This window comes from Hydrogenoanaerobacterium sp. (genome assembly GCF_032017025.1).
Classification (GTDB): domain Bacteria; phylum Bacillota; class Clostridia; order Oscillospirales; family Ruminococcaceae; genus Hydrogenoanaerobacterium.
Window position 1 is genome coordinate 382,620 of sequence record NZ_DALZQO010000001.1, and the last position, 15,466, is coordinate 398,085.

At 47.8% G+C, this 15,466-nt stretch carries 17 protein-coding genes; 5 read left to right on the forward strand and 12 right to left on the reverse strand.

Annotation, left to right across the window (positions count from 1 at the left end; genetic code table 11):
* Nucleotides 1-15: 15 nt before the first annotated feature.
* The 4 genes from RTV33_RS01800 to RTV33_RS01815 all read right to left on the reverse strand — a co-directional run bounded on the left by RTV33_RS01800 (nt 16) and on the right by RTV33_RS01815 (nt 4,642).
* Nucleotides 16-1,452, reverse strand: coding sequence for a HAMP domain-containing sensor histidine kinase (locus RTV33_RS01800; protein ID WP_312640968.1), 1,437 nt, complete (start codon nt 1,450-1,452; stop codon nt 16-18).
* A 50-nt stretch (nt 1,453-1,502) separates the two neighbouring features.
* Nucleotides 1,503-2,210, reverse strand: a complete 708-nt coding sequence (locus RTV33_RS01805; RefSeq protein ID WP_312640916.1) for a response regulator transcription factor — start codon at nt 2,208-2,210, stop codon at nt 1,503-1,505.
* A gap of 191 nt (nt 2,211-2,401) precedes the next feature.
* Nucleotides 2,402-3,751, reverse strand: coding sequence for a hypothetical protein (locus tag RTV33_RS01810; RefSeq protein WP_312640918.1), 1,350 nt, complete (start codon nt 3,749-3,751; stop codon nt 2,402-2,404).
* A 189-nt stretch (nt 3,752-3,940) separates the two neighbouring features.
* Nucleotides 3,941-4,642, reverse strand: a complete 702-nt coding sequence (locus RTV33_RS01815; protein ID WP_312640920.1) for a helix-turn-helix domain-containing protein — start codon at nt 4,640-4,642, stop codon at nt 3,941-3,943.
* A 143-nt stretch (nt 4,643-4,785) separates the two neighbouring features.
* Between RTV33_RS01815 and RTV33_RS01820 the strand changes: the two genes are divergently transcribed.
* The 3 genes from RTV33_RS01820 (at nt 4,786) to RTV33_RS01830 (ending at nt 7,621) form a co-directional block, all read left to right on the forward strand.
* Entirely contained in the window at nt 4,786-5,517 is a 732-nt protein-coding gene (locus tag RTV33_RS01820) for a histidine phosphatase family protein (RefSeq protein WP_312640922.1), read from the forward strand.
* Nucleotides 5,518-5,587: 70 nt separating this feature from the next.
* Nucleotides 5,588-6,673, forward strand: coding sequence for a 3-isopropylmalate dehydrogenase (gene leuB, locus RTV33_RS01825; RefSeq protein ID WP_312640924.1), 1,086 nt, complete (start codon nt 5,588-5,590; stop codon nt 6,671-6,673).
* 15 nt (nt 6,674-6,688) lie between these two features.
* On the forward strand, nt 6,689-7,621 hold the full coding sequence (locus tag RTV33_RS01830) for a DUF975 family protein (RefSeq protein WP_312640926.1): 933 nt from the start codon (nt 6,689-6,691) through the stop codon (nt 7,619-7,621).
* A 78-nt stretch (nt 7,622-7,699) separates the two neighbouring features.
* Here the strand turns inward: RTV33_RS01830 and RTV33_RS01835 are convergent, their stop codons facing one another.
* Nucleotides 7,700-7,945 carry an AbrB/MazE/SpoVT family DNA-binding domain-containing protein gene (locus RTV33_RS01835; RefSeq protein ID WP_312640928.1) on the reverse strand — a complete coding sequence of 82 codons (246 nt, stop codon included), beginning with the start codon at nt 7,943-7,945 and terminating at the stop codon, nt 7,700-7,702.
* Between the two features lie 202 nt (nt 7,946-8,147).
* On the opposite strand from RTV33_RS01835, the gene RTV33_RS01840 reads away from it, so the two are divergent.
* Nucleotides 8,148-8,777: a nucleoside recognition domain-containing protein gene (locus RTV33_RS01840; protein ID WP_312640930.1), complete on the forward strand. Its 630-nt coding sequence runs from the start codon at nt 8,148-8,150 to the stop codon at nt 8,775-8,777.
* A gap of 106 nt (nt 8,778-8,883) precedes the next feature.
* Nucleotides 8,884-9,315, forward strand: coding sequence for a nucleoside recognition domain-containing protein (locus RTV33_RS01845; protein ID WP_312640932.1), 432 nt, complete (start codon nt 8,884-8,886; stop codon nt 9,313-9,315).
* An 84-nt stretch (nt 9,316-9,399) separates the two neighbouring features.
* Here the strand turns inward: RTV33_RS01845 and RTV33_RS01850 are convergent, their stop codons facing one another.
* The 7 genes from RTV33_RS01850 to RTV33_RS01880 form a co-directional block, all read right to left on the reverse strand.
* Entirely contained in the window at nt 9,400-9,570 is a 171-nt protein-coding gene (locus RTV33_RS01850; RefSeq protein ID WP_312640934.1) for a 4Fe-4S binding protein, read from the reverse strand.
* Between the two features lie 115 nt (nt 9,571-9,685).
* Nucleotides 9,686-10,552 (reverse strand): stage 0 sporulation family protein, encoded by an 867-nt coding sequence (locus RTV33_RS01855; RefSeq protein ID WP_312640936.1) that lies wholly within the window; start codon nt 10,550-10,552, stop codon nt 9,686-9,688.
* 118 nt (nt 10,553-10,670) lie between these two features.
* Nucleotides 10,671-11,642 carry a hypothetical protein gene (locus RTV33_RS01860; protein ID WP_312640938.1) on the reverse strand — a complete coding sequence of 324 codons (972 nt, stop codon included), beginning with the start codon at nt 11,640-11,642 and terminating at the stop codon, nt 10,671-10,673.
* 23 nt (nt 11,643-11,665) lie between these two features.
* On the reverse strand, nt 11,666-11,989 hold the full coding sequence (locus tag RTV33_RS01865) for a cyclic-di-AMP receptor (RefSeq protein WP_312640940.1): 324 nt from the start codon (nt 11,987-11,989) through the stop codon (nt 11,666-11,668).
* A gap of 67 nt (nt 11,990-12,056) precedes the next feature.
* Nucleotides 12,057-13,418 (reverse strand): aminotransferase class V-fold PLP-dependent enzyme, encoded by a 1,362-nt coding sequence (locus RTV33_RS01870; protein ID WP_312640942.1) that lies wholly within the window; start codon nt 13,416-13,418, stop codon nt 12,057-12,059.
* Nucleotides 13,419-13,422: 4 nt separating this feature from the next.
* Nucleotides 13,423-14,478: a peptidoglycan bridge formation glycyltransferase FemA/FemB family protein gene (locus tag RTV33_RS01875; protein WP_312640944.1), complete on the reverse strand. Its 1,056-nt coding sequence runs from the start codon at nt 14,476-14,478 to the stop codon at nt 13,423-13,425.
* Nucleotides 14,479-14,532: 54 nt separating this feature from the next.
* Nucleotides 14,533-15,348, reverse strand: a complete 816-nt coding sequence (locus RTV33_RS01880) for a QueG-associated DUF1730 domain-containing protein (protein WP_312640946.1) — start codon at nt 15,346-15,348, stop codon at nt 14,533-14,535.
* Nucleotides 15,349-15,466 lie beyond the last annotated feature (118 nt).

The following is a 15,466-nucleotide window of genomic DNA, read 5'->3' on the forward strand; positions in this document are numbered from 1 at the left end:
TTCGCCGCCGGAAGATTACTCCTCGGTTTTTTTAGCCGCGATGGGCAGCGAAATATCCACCGTTGTCCCCTTGCCTTCCTCGCTGTTCACCTCAAGCATGCCGGAGTGCATCCTAACTATCTCATCCGCCACCGCAAGCCCGATACCCGAACCACGGCGCGTGGAATTGCCTTTGTAAAATTTGTTTTTGATCATCGGAAGATCCTGCGCGTTGATGCCGCAGCCGGTATCTGAAATTGCGATATGCACCATGCCGGCATCATTTTTCACCTTTATGGTGATGATCGCACCGCTGTCCGAGTATTTGATCGCATTGTCGATGATATTGATAAATACCTGACGCAGTCTGTTTTTATCGCCGAAAACAGGGATAAACTCCTCGGGCTCATCGTAGGTGATGGTCATGCCTTCCCGCAGGGCACGCTGTGTAAACATCAGGTACGCCTCGCCCAGCTCTGCGATAATGTCGATTCGGTCCATCATCAGCGTGAGCCTGCCGCTTTGCATCCTGCTGAAATCAAGCAGCTCCTCCACCATGGTGGACAGGCGATCGGTCTCTTTTAAAATGACCCCCATCCCTTTTTCGACAGTCTCTTTATCGTTGGTATCGACAAGTGTTTCGCCCCAGCCTTTGATTGCGGTAAGGGGTGTGCGCAATTCATGCGATACCGATGAAATAAAGTCGTTCTTCATCTTTTCAGCGGTAGATAGCTCGCCCGCCATGTAGTTGATTACTTCACACAAATCACCGATTTCGTCGTCATTCTTCTTTTCCAGGCGGGTTTCAAAGTCGCCCTGTGCAATTCTCTTTGCGGTTTTGCCGATTTCGCCCACCGGAATGACAATGGAATTGATGAAATAAGAGCTGGAAAAGCCCACGAAGCAGACGATACCGACCACAACCAGTGTAATAATCCCAATCATTTCAAAAATTTGCTTATCCACCTGACTGAGCGACACCACAAAGCGGAGTGCCGCAATTTCGCTGTCCTTAACCGGAGAAATCATGGTGATTGCCATTACCTTTTCACTGCCCAGCTTACCAATATGTTCCCCGGGGGGAGCGTTTCCTGTTCCCTTGGCAGTGGACATCGCCTTAGCTTTTACCTTTGCATTCTCATAGTCAGGCATATCAATCCGTCCGGTAGGTTCAAAACCGCTTGAGGTAAGGATAACGTTGCCGGCAGCATCAATGGCCATTAGCTCCATCTTTTCCTTATCCTCAAAATTTTCCACGAGGTTGCGCACCTCTGCCTGATAATCCACCGTAATATCCTCGGAATAGCGCACCAGTGAACCGGACATTACCGATGCACGGGAATTAATGGCTGAGCGCACGCTGTTGTAATAGAAGCTTCGAATGCCCACAGCAGATATAATTTCGATTGCAAGCAAAATGATGAGGATCACGCCGAAGCTGTTAAGCAGCCACCGCTTGGTAATCCGTTTCATCGCCACAGCGCTCTCCTCCTCCCTTGAAAACGTGCAGGTTTAACCTGTATTTATGCCGGCATCCCTGTTGTCCACTTATAGCCAAAGCCCCAAACTGTCAGCAAATACTGCGGTGCAGAGGGTTCATCCTCAATCTTCATACGAAGCCTGCGGATATTGACATCGACAATTTTAATATCACCAAAGTAATTTTCGCCCCACACCTTGCCGAGGATATCCGAACGCTCCAGAGCCACATTCTGGTTGTTTAGGAAAAACTCCATAATTTGGTACTCCACCTGCGTCAAATCGATGACCTGTCCGTTTTTGTAGAGCATGCGGCTCTTGATGTTGAGCGTAAACGGGCCGGATACAATCTCCTCGGGCTGCTCCTGCCGCTGGGCAGCCATGGTAACACGGCGGTGAATTGCATCCACGCGCGCAACCAGCTCGGATGGAGAAAACGGCTTTGTCACATAGTCGTCCGCACCAATCATCAGCCCATTTACCTTGTCCATCTCCTGTGTTTTCGCCGAAAGCATAATAATACCGATTGAGCTGCTCTGTGCGCGAATTTTTTTGCAGACTGTAAAACCGTCAATCCCCGGCATCATAATATCAAGCAGTGCAACGTCAAAGTTGCCGTCGTTTTCCTCAAAAATACGAAGCCCGTCCTCACCGTTGGCGGCGTCGGTTACATCATAGCCCGCCCGCTTCAGGTTAATGACCACAAAGTCGCGGATTGCATCCTCGTCTTCTACTACCAAGATACGTTTCATTCGTCTAACCTCTTTTCTAATCGCTAATTTTTCTAGAACTTTGAAAAGCAAAAAGCTGCCTGGGTATTTCACTGAAAAGTGCAGCTTGAATCAGAAAAACATAGATATACTTCTTGTATTCTGAGTATATTTTACAACAAAAATGCCTTTTGCAGCAAAAACACACAAGAATACAAAGTTTTCAGAAAACCCTAAGGCAGAAGGGCGAACCTCTCCTCCACCTCTTGATAGCTTATTTGCAGGCCCTTTACTTCTACATCGGGCGGAATAAATGCCATATATTCGTAAATACCGCGTTCCCCCAGAAGCTTGTAGTTCTCGGTTTCAAATTTATCCTTCATACGGCCCTTATTATTGGTGCGTAAACGAAGCAACTGCTGAAAATCGTTATCCAGGGACTGGTCGTATACAATAAACTTCCACTCGCCCGTTTCCATCTGCTGCTTCACCGTAACCACATCAATCCATTCCTCGGGATATTCAAAACGGTAACCCGCATCTACATTGATTACCCCATACCACAGCGGTTCAAATTCTGTGCCCGTCCAGCGCACATACTGCGCCGAATACATTTTATCGCTGTCGATGCTGTCATCGTACCCGGGCAGATACGAGGGCGTTGGCATATACGGTACTTCCATAACACCGTCTTTGTTGATATCCTCACAGTAAACTTTGAGTTTGCGGTTTGTGCTGATCTGCGCTTCATCCGGCAGCTGATCCAAAACGTTGATTATTTTAGTGCGCGCGCCGCTGGAATCGCATTTGAGGATATCGGTGATATATTCACCCGAATCGAGCAGCGAATCGACAAAGATAGCCTCGGTGTTGCTGCTGAGCATACCAACCTGTACCTTTGCAAAACTGGAAATACTGTTGTTCAATGGCACAGCCGAGCCGCTTTTCAGCTCGCCGTTGCTGAACGACACCAAGCGTGCTGAGGCCTCGCCCGATACCAGATTGCAACGGAGCAGAAGCAGCTCGATCAAGCCGTCTTTGTTGACGTCGTAAAGCAGTTTTTCGTTAAACCACCAGTCGGAGGACTGCTGCACCAGCTGCCCTTCCTCATAGGCAAACACGGTGACCGTTTTGTCGTTGCCTCCCGCCTGATTCCAGGCGATTACAATGTCCTCTTTTTCGGTTGACGTCATTTTGCAAAAATCAACACTGTCAATATTACTGCCCTTACCGCCGATATCGTAGGTGGAAATCCAACCGGAATCGGTTTGTGTTAAAATATTGACGCGAACATTGCTATCCCCCAGCTGCGGGTCGTAAAACACCATCGCCTCATCCTTGCCGTCGCCATCCATATCATGCATAACAAAGGCGGATCGGTATTCCCCCGCCTTTGGATATTTAAATTTAACACTGTTGGTACCAAGCGCATCATAAAGCGCATCGCGTATCTTGTTTTGCTCATCGGTAAGTGTTGGAGCATTCATCAAATTTTCCGCATTAAACTCTATGCCGGAGCATGAGGACAGCAGCAACGCACAAGCCAGCACAGCCAGCAATACTAAAATTTTTGCAACGCGCAAAATGCCGCCCCCTCCCTAAACTATAACTGCATTTTATTATACTATATTTGCACAATAAAATAAAGTGGAACATTGCCGTGTTCCACTTTATCACAGAAATTTGAACAATCTATTTATTTTTGTGTGCAAAGAATGAATTCATTGATACATACTTTATTTTTGCCCCATATAATGGTACAATAATGCATGTTATTTCTTGTCAAACCCAATTTTCGTCTCGCTGTTCTGTACAAGATTGAATAACGACGACGCAAACAAAGGGTACTGCTCGGTAATGCTTTCGGTGGTGAGCAGAGCACTGTCAATATTCTGCACCGGCTCCTGCCCTTCCAGCGGCATACCGCTTGCAATCGATTGAGCGTTGATGCTGCAAATCTGCATCATCGCAGATGCATAATTATCTGACAAGCGGTGGGGCACCGTAAACAGTGCGTCCTGGTTTTTTGGATTGACCGAGTAGACAACCCGAAACATTCTGTACACCGCAAGCATCAAGAAGGAAGAAATCTCATTGGTGAGCGATTTACTGCCCACACGCTGCAAAAGGTCAAACAAAACATTCAGCGAGTTTGCAATCAGCTTTTTATTGAGCACCGGTAAAATGCTTCCCTTATAGGTATTTTCTTTCCCTGCCGCTGCATCAGGCTCGGGAATATCATCGACTGTCAATGTGGCGCCTGCCCTATCCGGTGAACGGCCAAGCAGATAATCACACGACACATTATAAAAATTTGCCGTGCGAATGAGGAAGTCGAGCCCGCATTCCCGAATTCCTTTTTCATAATGCGACAACAAAGCCTGTGAAATTCCCAGCTCACAAGCCGCTTCCTTTTGGCTTATTCCCTTTTCCTTGCGCAAAAGTGTTAAAATTCTGGGAAAATCCGCATTCATAATTACATTACCCCCGCAATGCTTCTTTAGCAATTCTTTACGTACAGTAAATTATAATCTATAATGATACCAATTGTAAAGCCTGTATTCGAAATAATTCGACATTGTGGGTTAAAAAATTTGTTTTTAAAAGGAGAATTTAGGTGATTACTTATAAAATCCATTTTATTCGACATGGCATTACCGAGGGAAACCTCAAGGGCTTGTATGTGGGGCGTACCGATACCCCTTTATGTGACGAAGGGCGCGAAAAATTGCTGCTGCTCAAAGAAAACTGCGTTTACCCAAAAATTCAGAAGCTTTTTGTAAGCCCGCTCTCCCGTTGCCGCGAAACAGCCGAGATTCTTTACCCCGATTGTTTTACCGAGGTTGTTGATGGCTTCACTGAGTACGATTTTGGGGCGTTCGACGGTAAAGCAATTGCCGAACTTAAAACCGACCCTGCCTTTAACGCATGGATTAATTCGGGTTTGAAAACCCCACCCCCGGGCGGAGAGGATAGCACTGAGCTGGAGCAGCGTGTGTGCAATGCACTGGAGCATGTTTTTGAAGACATGATGCGTAACAAATTGACATCTGTAGGTGTGGTCACCCATGGCGGTGTAATTATGACATTGATGGCAAAGTACGGTTACCCGAAGCGCGATAACGCCTATGACTGGATTGTGTCCAACGGCACCGGCTTTACCATTCAGATGACTCCGCAGATGTGGATGCGCGACGATGGCTTTGAGGTATACGAGCCGATCCCCTATCATTACGAGGCATTTCAAAAACTGGGGTTGGAGGCGTATCAGGAGCAGCTGCGCACTTGGAAAGAGGGCGGCTTTGCTGAAGAGGAACAATGGGATGATGACGGAGATGAACCGGTATAGCCCCTTACTTTAAATATAGCTTTCTTAACAATAGAACACTGATGGAAGATGGAAAAGGAGTTTAAAAAATATGAGTGCACTTAAGGTTTGCGTTTTAGCGGGTGATGGAGTCGGTCCTGAAATTACAGCCGAGGCTGTAAAGGTACTGAAAGCCGTTTGTGCTGTAAGAAAACATGAGTTGGTACTGACCGAAGGATTGATTGGCGGCGCTGCCGTAGACGCAGAGGGTATTCCCCTTTCGCCTGCTACGGTAGAAAAATGCCGTGCCGCCGGTGCAGTTTTGCTGGGTGCGGTAGGCGGCCCGCAGTATGACAGCCTGCCCTCCAACCTGCGCCCAGAGGCAGGCTTGCTGTCTATTCGTACCAAGCTCGGCCTGTTCGCCAACCTGCGCCCTGCCAAGATTTTTTCGGTTTTAAAAGAGACATCTCCCCTCAAAAACAGCATTATTGATAACGGCGTGGATATTCTGGTGGTGCGTGAATTAACCGGCGGCATCTACTTTGGTGAGAAAGGTACCACCGAGGTAGACGGCGAACCTTCTGCGTATGATGTAATGATGTACAGCGAATATGAGGTGGAGCGCATCGCCAAAGTTGCGTTTGAGGCGGCACGTAAGCGCAATCATAAGGTTACCTGTGTAGACAAGGCGAACGTATTGGAATCTTCAAAACTGTGGAGACGTGTGGTAACCCGTGTGGCAGATAATTACCCCGAGGTAGAGCTTTGTTATATGTATGTAGACAATGCCGCAATGCAGCTGCTGCGCAACCCTTCGCAATTTGATGTGCTACTGACCGAAAACATGTTCGGCGATATTCTTTCGGATGAAGCCTCTATGCTTGTGGGCTCGATTGGTATGCTGCCTTCCGCTAGCACAGGGCATGGCACACTGGGGCTGTACGAGCCGATTCATGGCTCTGCGCCCGATATTGCGGGGCAAGGCATTGTCAACCCACTTGCGACCATCCTTTCCGTTGCTATGATGCTGCGCTATTCCTTTGGTATGGAGGACGAGGCAAGCGCCGTTGAAAAAGCGGCAGAAGAATCACTGAACTATGGCAGAACTCCCGATTTAGCTAATCCCGCATATTCATCTAAAAGCACTGCGGAAATCGGAGATTTCGTCACAGCACGTGTTTCTGAAATCTTAAAATAAACGAGGCAATTTGCTATGAAACTTAGAAAACAGATTAAACAAAATGCCCGCCGCGCGCTGGGTGGTAACTGGGGCAAGGCAATTTGTATTTTATTAATTGGCATGTCCATCTTTGTAATTTTCAGCTTGCTACAAGGTCTCACATCGCTGCTGCTCGATATCCCTGATTTTCACGATACTCTAAAAACACCAGGGTTTTACTTTGATGATGTTGTAAACGTATCTCTGCTGTCGCTTCTTATAGCAAGTATCTTCACCGTGCTCAGCCTGATTGTTAATTCGCCGCTGACTTTTGGTGTAAAGCAATGGTATTACCGGTTGGTAGGCGGCGAGTCAGAGGACGTCGTGTCTATCTTTTCCTTTTTCTCCTTTGCGCGGTTGTTTTTTAAAGCAATTTGGCATGATATCAATCTGATTGTGCGCAGACTATTGTGGGCTATCCCGTTTGCTGTTGTGCCCGGTGCAATTGCAGGTATCGCTGTTTTGTTGCTGTATAACACACAACCCTCCGACCTCATGCACCTTGGCGGAATTATGCTGCTGATGCTTGGGCTGCTCCTTGCAGTTATTGCACAAATTTTCTTTTTCATTTTCTCCAATCGATATTTTCTCTCTTCCTATTTGATTGTAGAGGACCCCGAAATCGGTGTAAGAAAGGCAATCAAAACCTCTATCCGATCTATGAAGGGCCACAAAAGTGAAATTTTCGTATTGCAGCTGTCCTTTGTTCCATGGGGTCTGCTGTCTTTGCTTGTACTGCCGCTGCTTTATGTCGTGCCTTATTACAATTCTTCGAGCGCATTGTACGCAAAATATTTGATTGAACGCGAAAAATTGCATGAGCCTGAGGACGAAACCGTTCGGTTCAACGCTAACAACAACAATACCGATGAGGTTGACGACATTCCCCCTGCGCAGAACACCGATTACCCGAATGACCAAATTTAAAATAGCCCTATATTGTAAAAAAGAGGTGGACACGGCCGTGTCCACCCCTTTTTACTCTTTACCAATAAACCATTTCACTTACAGCGTTTTCATGCTGTCCATGCACTCCTGGCAGATATTCTTCCCCTTATAAACCGTAATGTCACTCGCGTTGTTGCAGAAGATACAAGCCGGTGCATACTTTTTCAGAATGATTTGATCCCCGTCAACATAAATTTCTAGAGAGTCCTTCTCTTTGATATCGAGCGTGTTCCTAAGCTCCTTTGGCAGCACAATGCGACCAAGTTCGTCTACTTTTCTTACGATTCCCGTAGATTTTACCATCTTTCTCATCCCCTTAACAAAATATCCTGTCGAATAAACCCACAATATAAATATATCGTAAACTTGAAAACATGTCAAATACTAGTACGCATATTTTGGCACTTATAATCCAATTTTTTCATCATTTAACAAAATGTTCATAATGTTTCATTTCCAATCATAAGATATATGGTTATAAAATGCAATTTTGGAGGTTATTTACATGATGACATGGATTTTTAGCGGTATGATTTTGCTTTCTGTGGTATTAGGCATGATGAACGATAGAATTTCACAAGTTTCCTCTGCTGCGTTGAGCGAAGGAGGAAACGCTGTTTCATTAGTGATCAGCCTTGCAGGCATTATGTGCCTGTGGAGCGGACTTATGAATGTGGCTGAAAAATCAGGATTGACCGAAAAATTCAGCCACTTCTTTTCCCCGGTATTACGGCTGCTGTTCAAAGGGTTAGACCCCAAAAGCAGCGCCGCAAAGGCCATTTCGATGAATATGGCGGCAAACCTGCTCGGGCTTGGCAATGCAGCAACCCCGCTCGGTATCGCGGCTATGAGAGAGCTGGAGGCGCTCAATCGCACCCCCACTGTGGCAAGCAACTATATGGTTACCTTTGTGGTGTTAAATACGGCATCGTTGCAGCTGATTCCCACTACAACTGCTGCACTGCGCCTTCAGGCGGGCGCAGCCGCACCGTTTGATATCCTGCCCGCGGTTTGGATAACCTCAATTGCATCGGTCGTATCGGTTATGGTGATGTCTAGGCTGTTGAGACGCAAAGTACGTCTGCCAGACGCGGCATCTTCCCATATCCCTAATTTGCCCTCTACTAACCGTTAGAAAGGACATTGTAATGGGTAATTTCTCAGATTATATTATACCTATTGTTATGTGCAGTATATTAATATACGGATTGTACCGAAATGTAGATATTTTTGGAAGCTTTTTGGATGGCGCGAAAGAAGGGCTGATGACCTCACTGCGGATTATGCCGGCTTTGGTAGCTCTGATGACTGCTGTAGGCATGTTCAAAGCGTCGGGTGCGTTGGATGTGCTGACCCATTTTCTATCCCCGCTGGCGTCTGTACTACATCTGCCGCGTGAAGTAATTCCCCTTGCCATCCTTCGGCCAATTTCCGGCAGCGGAGCCATGGCAATCTTTCAGGATATTCTTAAAAGCCACGGTGCCGACACGCTGATCGGACGAGTTGCCAGTGTTATGCAGGGCTCCACCGAAACAACATTTTACACCATTGCCGTGTATTATGGTGCCACTAAGGTGAGCAAAACACGGCACACTCTGCCCTCGGCACTCACAGGCGATTTTGTGGGCTTCATAATGAGCGCAATTACCGTACAGCTGCTCTTCTACCGTTAAGATATTTGCTCCCTATAAGATTGCCGCAAAAAAGACACACAACAACAGTTGCGTGTCTTTTTTTAGCAAACATCTTAACGTAAATTATGCCTGTTGGGGAGCTCCAACGGGGCAAACACCTTCGCATGCGCCACAGTCGATGCAGGTATCAGCGTCGATTACGTACTTGCTGTCACCAGCAGAAATAGCGGATACGGGACATTCAGCCTCGCATGCACCACAGTTCAGACACTCGTCATTAATTACATATGCCATAATTGTTACACCTCCATAAAAGTTTCAAATTCATTGTACCACAGATCACAAATTTTGCAACCTTATTTGTGCAATTATTCTACAGCAAACGACAATTTGTTGAAACCTTAACAATCTACCGGTCTTCCAAATCTTTGAGCGCAGCAGCCTCCGAATTATCTACACGGATCTGTGCATCACGAATAACCTTGACCTGATCTTTGTTAAATAGGCGGGCGGCGCCATCGGATTTTTCAATCTTCACTTTGAGCATACCGGTGAGCAGGTTCACCTCTACTACCGTACCTCGGCCATCCGGAGTGCTGACAAACGCACCCTGCTTGGGGGTACGACGCAACAGATCTTCATATGCCTCCTGCTCATATTTTAAGCAGCACATCAGTCTGCCGCAAGTGCCGGAAATTTTGGTGGGATTCAGAGATAAGCCCTGCTCTTTTGCCATCTTGATGGAAACCGGCTGAAATTCACCCAAAAAGGTGGAACAGCAAAACGGTTTGCCGCAAATACCAAGCCCGCCGAGCATCTTTGCCTCATCTCGCACACCAATCTGGCGCAGTTCTATGCGGGTGCGGAACACCGATGCCAGATCTTTTACCAAATCACGGAAATCAACCCTGCCATCCGCAGTAAAATAAAACAAAATTTTGTTGTTGTCAAAGGTATATTCCACATCTACAAGTTTCATATCAAGCTTGTGCGCAGCAATTTTACTTTCGCAAATTGAAAACGCTTGTTTCTCGCGCTGCTTGTTGCGTTCTACTTGACCGAGATCTTCTTTGTTGGCAATGCGAATCACCTTTTTCAGTGGTTTTACTATTTCGCTGTCGCTTACCTGTCGGTTTGGCATTGCTACCTCGCCGCACTCTACGCCGCGCGCAGTTTCAACAATTACACGCTGTGCAAGTTCCATTTCTTGCCCATCAGGGTCAAAATAATAGACCTTGCCGACATTTTTAAATCTTACGCCAATTACTTCAGCCATTTGCTTCCTCCTTGGGTATGCCCCCACAGGCAATACGGGCAGAGCTTATCCTAGAATAGGATATCTGCCGCGAACGGTGGGTGACTACGATTTGTTAGCGGGTATGTCCCACTTCATTCTATCTCAGTGCACTTTTTATTTGAGAGCATAGCCACACTGATGCGAGCGGATAACCCATGTTTTGCTCCATCATGCGCAGCATTTTTTCTATTATATCAATAATTCGTCTGCACTGCAATGCAGAGATATAGTTATCCAGTGTATTTTGTACCTCTACGGCAGTTTTGGGGGCGCCATACTTGCGTTTCATAATTTCGATAAAGGCCGACTTCACCCGTTTGATGCACGCTGTAAATCCGTCCTTATCGTTTTCAAATACGGCAAGCTCTGCCAGTAGGTCATATTCGGTGCCACGCACCGCCGCATGTGTAATTTTTTTGGCAGATTCTATAATCTGGGCGAAGCGCTCATCCTGAAAGCTTGCTACCGCTTTGCCGATGTTCCCCTCAAACACCTCTGACGCAAGCTGATATTCCTGCTCGCTGTGGTCGGGGGCCAGAGTACGCAGCGCTGCGATGCAAGCCTCAATCGGAGGATTCTCGATGCGCAGCATGGTCACACGCGAAACAATGGTTTCAAGCAGGCGCGAGTGATTGTCGCAGGTTAGGATAAACATAACACCCTTCGGTGGCTCTTCCAGCACTTTAAGAAGAGCATTTTGTGCCTGCACCGTCATATTCTGTGCATCTGCCAAAATATAAACCTTACGCTCTGCTTCGTTGGGCTTAACATGCGCCGAGGAACGAATATCACGGATGGCATCGACATTGACATTTTTTGCTGAGACCCCCCCATCAATAAGCATAATGTCGGGGTGTACACCCTCCGCCGCCTTTTTACAGTGGCGGCAGGTGCCGCATGGGCTGTCGGTGTCCGAGCAGACCGCCGCAGCGGCAATCAGCCTCGCAAACGTTTTTTTACCGCTTCCGCTTTCGCCCTCTAAAAGTACCGCATGCGGCAAACGCCCGTCTTTCCATCCCAAGACGAGCGTTGTTTTCGCTTTATCGTTGCCATAAAATGAATTTAACAATTGGTTCTCCATTCTAAAGGAACTTACAATTTTGCAAACTTCTCTACATCCAAAACAAAGATGGTGGCACCACCAACCGTGACCTCAACAGGGAACGAGGTGCACATGCCAACCCCATAAGATGCGGAGGATGGAACCATTTGCTTGCGCTTTTTGCTGTAGGTACCAACAATGTCGATAACCGTGTCTACTTTTTCATCATCGGTACCGATGATGAAGGTGGTGTTACCGCTCATCAGAAAACCGCCGGTGGTGGCAAGCTTGGTAACCGAGAAGCCGGCCTTGGTGAGCTCTGAAGAAACGATTGCACCGTCGTCACTGGATACAATGGCAAGAATGAGTTTCATAAAAATACCTCCTTATGGATTCAATCATCTGCAACAAGATTGTAATGAATATTACTAAATCCTATTATTATAATACCACTTTTATACAACAAATTCCACATGTTTTTAAAAGTTTAACGGCATCTTGATCAATTTTTTCCCCCGGCATTACAACCGGGATACCCGGCGGGCAGGGGCAGACCATTGCAGAGGCGATGCGACCTATGCTGTTTTCTACCGGCACCATTTCACTGGGTGCAAAAACAGCGCTGCGCAGCGTCATAGCCGGCTGCAGCCGCGGAACTTCTTGCGCTGGTGCCGCATCCTGTACAGACGGCAGATCCCAAGCGTTTAAAAATTTTTCAACCCTACGGTAATCGCCGCCGAGGTTCTCAGGGCTTGCCATCAGTACTGCCCACACATCGCTCACATATTCGGGCTCGATGCCCCATAAACGCAGGCGTTCACCGAATTCGGCACCCGATATCCCCCAGTTGTAAACCGAAAGCACCAGCTTTGTGTAGTCGCGTGTACCGGCTTTTGCCTCCAGTAACACAAACCCCTTGTTCTCTGCCATCTGCTCCAGCGCACGGATGCGAGCACACACTGCGTCAAACTCCGCCTGCACCTCGCCCTTTTCAATATAGCCGATGCAGCGGTCGCAGGACAGCATAATCAAATAGCTGGGGCTGGTTGAACCGAACAGCGACATGCGCTGCTTGGCAGCCGGTATGTAGCGCTCATTTGCAATGTGCAGCAACGCGCCGCCCGTCAGCACGGGCATTGTTTTGTGCAGCGAATCACAGCACAGATCCGCACCTAAGTCGATCGGGTGCAGGCTGGGCTTGCGAAACTTCAGATGTGAGCCATGGGAGTTATCTACCAGCAGCGGTACGCGGTAGGCCCTGCAAATTTTTGCAATTCCCTCTACATCGCTGAGAATACCAAAATAATCGGGGGTGGTGATGTATACAGCGCAGACATCGGTGTTGTTTTGCAGCTGGGCACGAATATCTTCGGGGCTAAGCCTGCCACCCATGCCGCAGCCCGCACTCTGGTCGGGGTAAACCCATATCGGGCTCAGCCCCAACAGTGCCATTGCACTTACCGCAGAGGTATGCAGGTTACGCCCTGCAATCACTTTACCGCCCTCTTTGGCGACAAGCGCCAGCATTGTTTGAATACACAACGTTGCGCCGCCTGCCGAAAGGAGAGTACGTTTAGCTCCATAAATGCGTGCAAAGGCTTCTTCCGTTTCACGAATGGCGCCATGTGCTTCATATAAGCTGTCTGCACCCTGTACCTCGGTAATATCATACCGGTAGGCTTCGCTGAACCGGTCAGGCTCACGGTGCATCAAAAAACCCTTATGCCCGGGCATGTGAAAACGTGCGGCATCCCGCTTAATATATTCGTTTACCGCTTTCAACAGCGGCGTTTGCTTTTCCATGTCTCTATTTATTACCTTTCAACATACGCTTGAATTTATTCAGTTTCTCTTTTGCTTCAATGGCAACGTCTGTCATTTTATAGGCAAAGGGCCTGTATACAAAGTTAAATTCGCCAATCAACTCGTCGAGCTGCCCGTTAAACCCCTTTTTAAAGCGGTACAAGCCGTACATGGGGCTGCTCTCGTCAAGAATACCCGAAACGCCCTGAAAATCGTATACCGAGCAACCGGTAGAGATTGCCCAGCGAATCATCTCCCACTGGACAAGATAGTTTGGCATAACATTGCGGTAGACGTTGTCCGACGCACCATACACGTAGCAGGTTTTGCCCGCGTAGTTGGTGGTGATAGCGCCCGAAATCGGTTTACCCTCGTAAAACGCCATATACATACGTACATGCTCGCCCAATGCGTCGAGCATGCGGGCAAAATAGGCTTTGGGGCGTACATTAAACCCGTCGCGTTCGCCGGTAGTCTGCATTATGCGCACAAAGTCGTCAAGATACTCCTGCCCTACCACGCGCACCTCTACCCCGTGCTTTTGAGCTACGCGGATATTGTAGCGGGTTTTCTGCGTAAGAGAGGCCAGTATCTCCTCCTCCGTTTTGCCCGCAATGTAAAGGCGATAGTTAAAGCGCGCCTGTATCGTTTCGAAGCCCTCGGGCCCTGCAAAATGCTCAAAGCCCATCTCTTTTGCAATCTTCATAAATTCGGTGTCTGTAATCAACGTATCGGGGTCCATCTTGAACAGATGAGCTTTATACCGTTTTGCCAGCTCGTCAACACCGTGTTTTAAATCTGCAAGTACGGCTTTGTCGTGCAAGTCACACACAGGGCCGCGCGGAGAATATAAAAATGAGGTGCCGATAAACGGAATCTTCTGAATGAGTACCGCACACGCACCCACGATTTTACCCACGGCATTGCGCGATACCACCACCTCGTAACCCCAGTTGTTTTTTACATCATGCCACTTGACCGATTGCGTGAAGCAGCTTTGCGGATGGGTGGACGCAAATGCCTCATATTCGTTATATTGATCTTTGGACAGTATCTCCAAAAATTTTCACTCCAATCCTTTGCTAAGCCTATTAAATAGCTATTATACCACATTCTACCGTACTTGTGAATGCCCGTCCGTAAGCTGCAGATTGCGCTCAAGAACCCCCGCACCGCGCCAACCGAATGCACGTGTTTTACACAAAGCGTACAAATTTTCCTCTGTTAGTGTATGCACAATGTCACGGTAAAATTCTTCCAGAGGGGTAAGTTTGGGGCTGCGGTTGTACGGGCAGATGTCGGTACAGATGTCGCACCCCCACACAAAGCCGCCCTGTTTAATCGTCTGCTGCTCAAAGGCGGTGAGTTCGCCCTTTTTCTGTGTGATGTGCGAGCGGCATTTCGCTGTGTCAATCGCACCTCGTTCTCCAATGGCGCCATTTGGGCACGCGTTTTGGCAAAGGTTGCACCTACCGCAGTTTTTGCGCGACGGGCTTGCGGCGGGCAACTCAAGCGTCGTGATAATCTCGCCGATGAAGCAATACGAGCCGTAGCCCTCAGTTATGAGTTGACCGTTTTTACCAATAAACCCAAGCCCCGCCAAATAACCTGCCTGCACCTCACGTACAGGGCTGCTGTCAACAAAGCTTTCAAAACTGTGCTCGGGGAACGCCTTTCGCAGGGCCTCAGCTGCTTTTTCCAGCAACGCGCGGGTTAGCAGGTGGTAATCATCTACAATCGCATAGCGTGAGAGATTACGGGTGGGGAAATCGCCCACATAATACGGGAACAAACATACAAGTACACTTTTGGCACCACCCGGCAGACGATTCGCCGCGCGGCACGGCAGCAGCGGTAAAACAGCATCAAAGCTGCACACGCCAAAGCAGGGAACCCCCGCCTGAGTAATGATTTGTTTTATTTGCTCCACCGCAGTTCCCCCTTTTTAATCAACAAGCCTTAGTAATATTGTACCTTGTTTTAAACAAATAGCAAGTCAAGACCACCCCTAAAAGGGGTGGCTTGCACGAGCCCTATAAGGGCTTAAT

Bases quoted from the DNA above. Each gene is read 5' to 3' on its own strand.
- RTV33_RS01865 (WP_312640940.1), bottom strand. From the start codon at position 11,989: ATGAAACTCATTCTTGCCATTGTATCCAGTGACGACGGTGCAATCGTT.
- RTV33_RS01840 (WP_312640930.1), top strand. From the start codon at position 8,148: ATGATGACATGGATTTTTAGCGGTATGATTTTGCTTTCTGTGGTATTA.
- RTV33_RS01850 (WP_312640934.1), bottom strand. From the start codon at position 9,570: ATGGCATATGTAATTAATGACGAGTGTCTGAACTGTGGTGCATGCGAG.
- RTV33_RS01855 (WP_312640936.1), bottom strand. From the start codon at position 10,552: ATGGCTGAAGTAATTGGCGTAAGATTTAAAAATGTCGGCAAGGTCTAT.
- RTV33_RS01805 (WP_312640916.1), bottom strand. From the start codon at position 2,210: ATGAAACGTATCTTGGTAGTAGAAGACGAGGATGCAATCCGCGACTTT.
- RTV33_RS01835 (WP_312640928.1), bottom strand. From the start codon at position 7,945: ATGGTAAAATCTACGGGAATCGTAAGAAAAGTAGACGAACTTGGTCGC.
- leuB (WP_312640924.1), top strand. From the start codon at position 5,588: ATGAGTGCACTTAAGGTTTGCGTTTTAGCGGGTGATGGAGTCGGTCCT.
- RTV33_RS01830 (WP_312640926.1), top strand. From the start codon at position 6,689: ATGAAACTTAGAAAACAGATTAAACAAAATGCCCGCCGCGCGCTGGGT.
- RTV33_RS01800 (WP_312640968.1), bottom strand. From the start codon at position 1,452: ATGAAACGGATTACCAAGCGGTGGCTGCTTAACAGCTTCGGCGTGATC.
- RTV33_RS01870 (WP_312640942.1), bottom strand. From the start codon at position 13,418: ATGGAAAAGCAAACGCCGCTGTTGAAAGCGGTAAACGAATATATTAAG.
- RTV33_RS01815 (WP_312640920.1), bottom strand. From the start codon at position 4,642: ATGAATGCGGATTTTCCCAGAATTTTAACACTTTTGCGCAAGGAAAAG.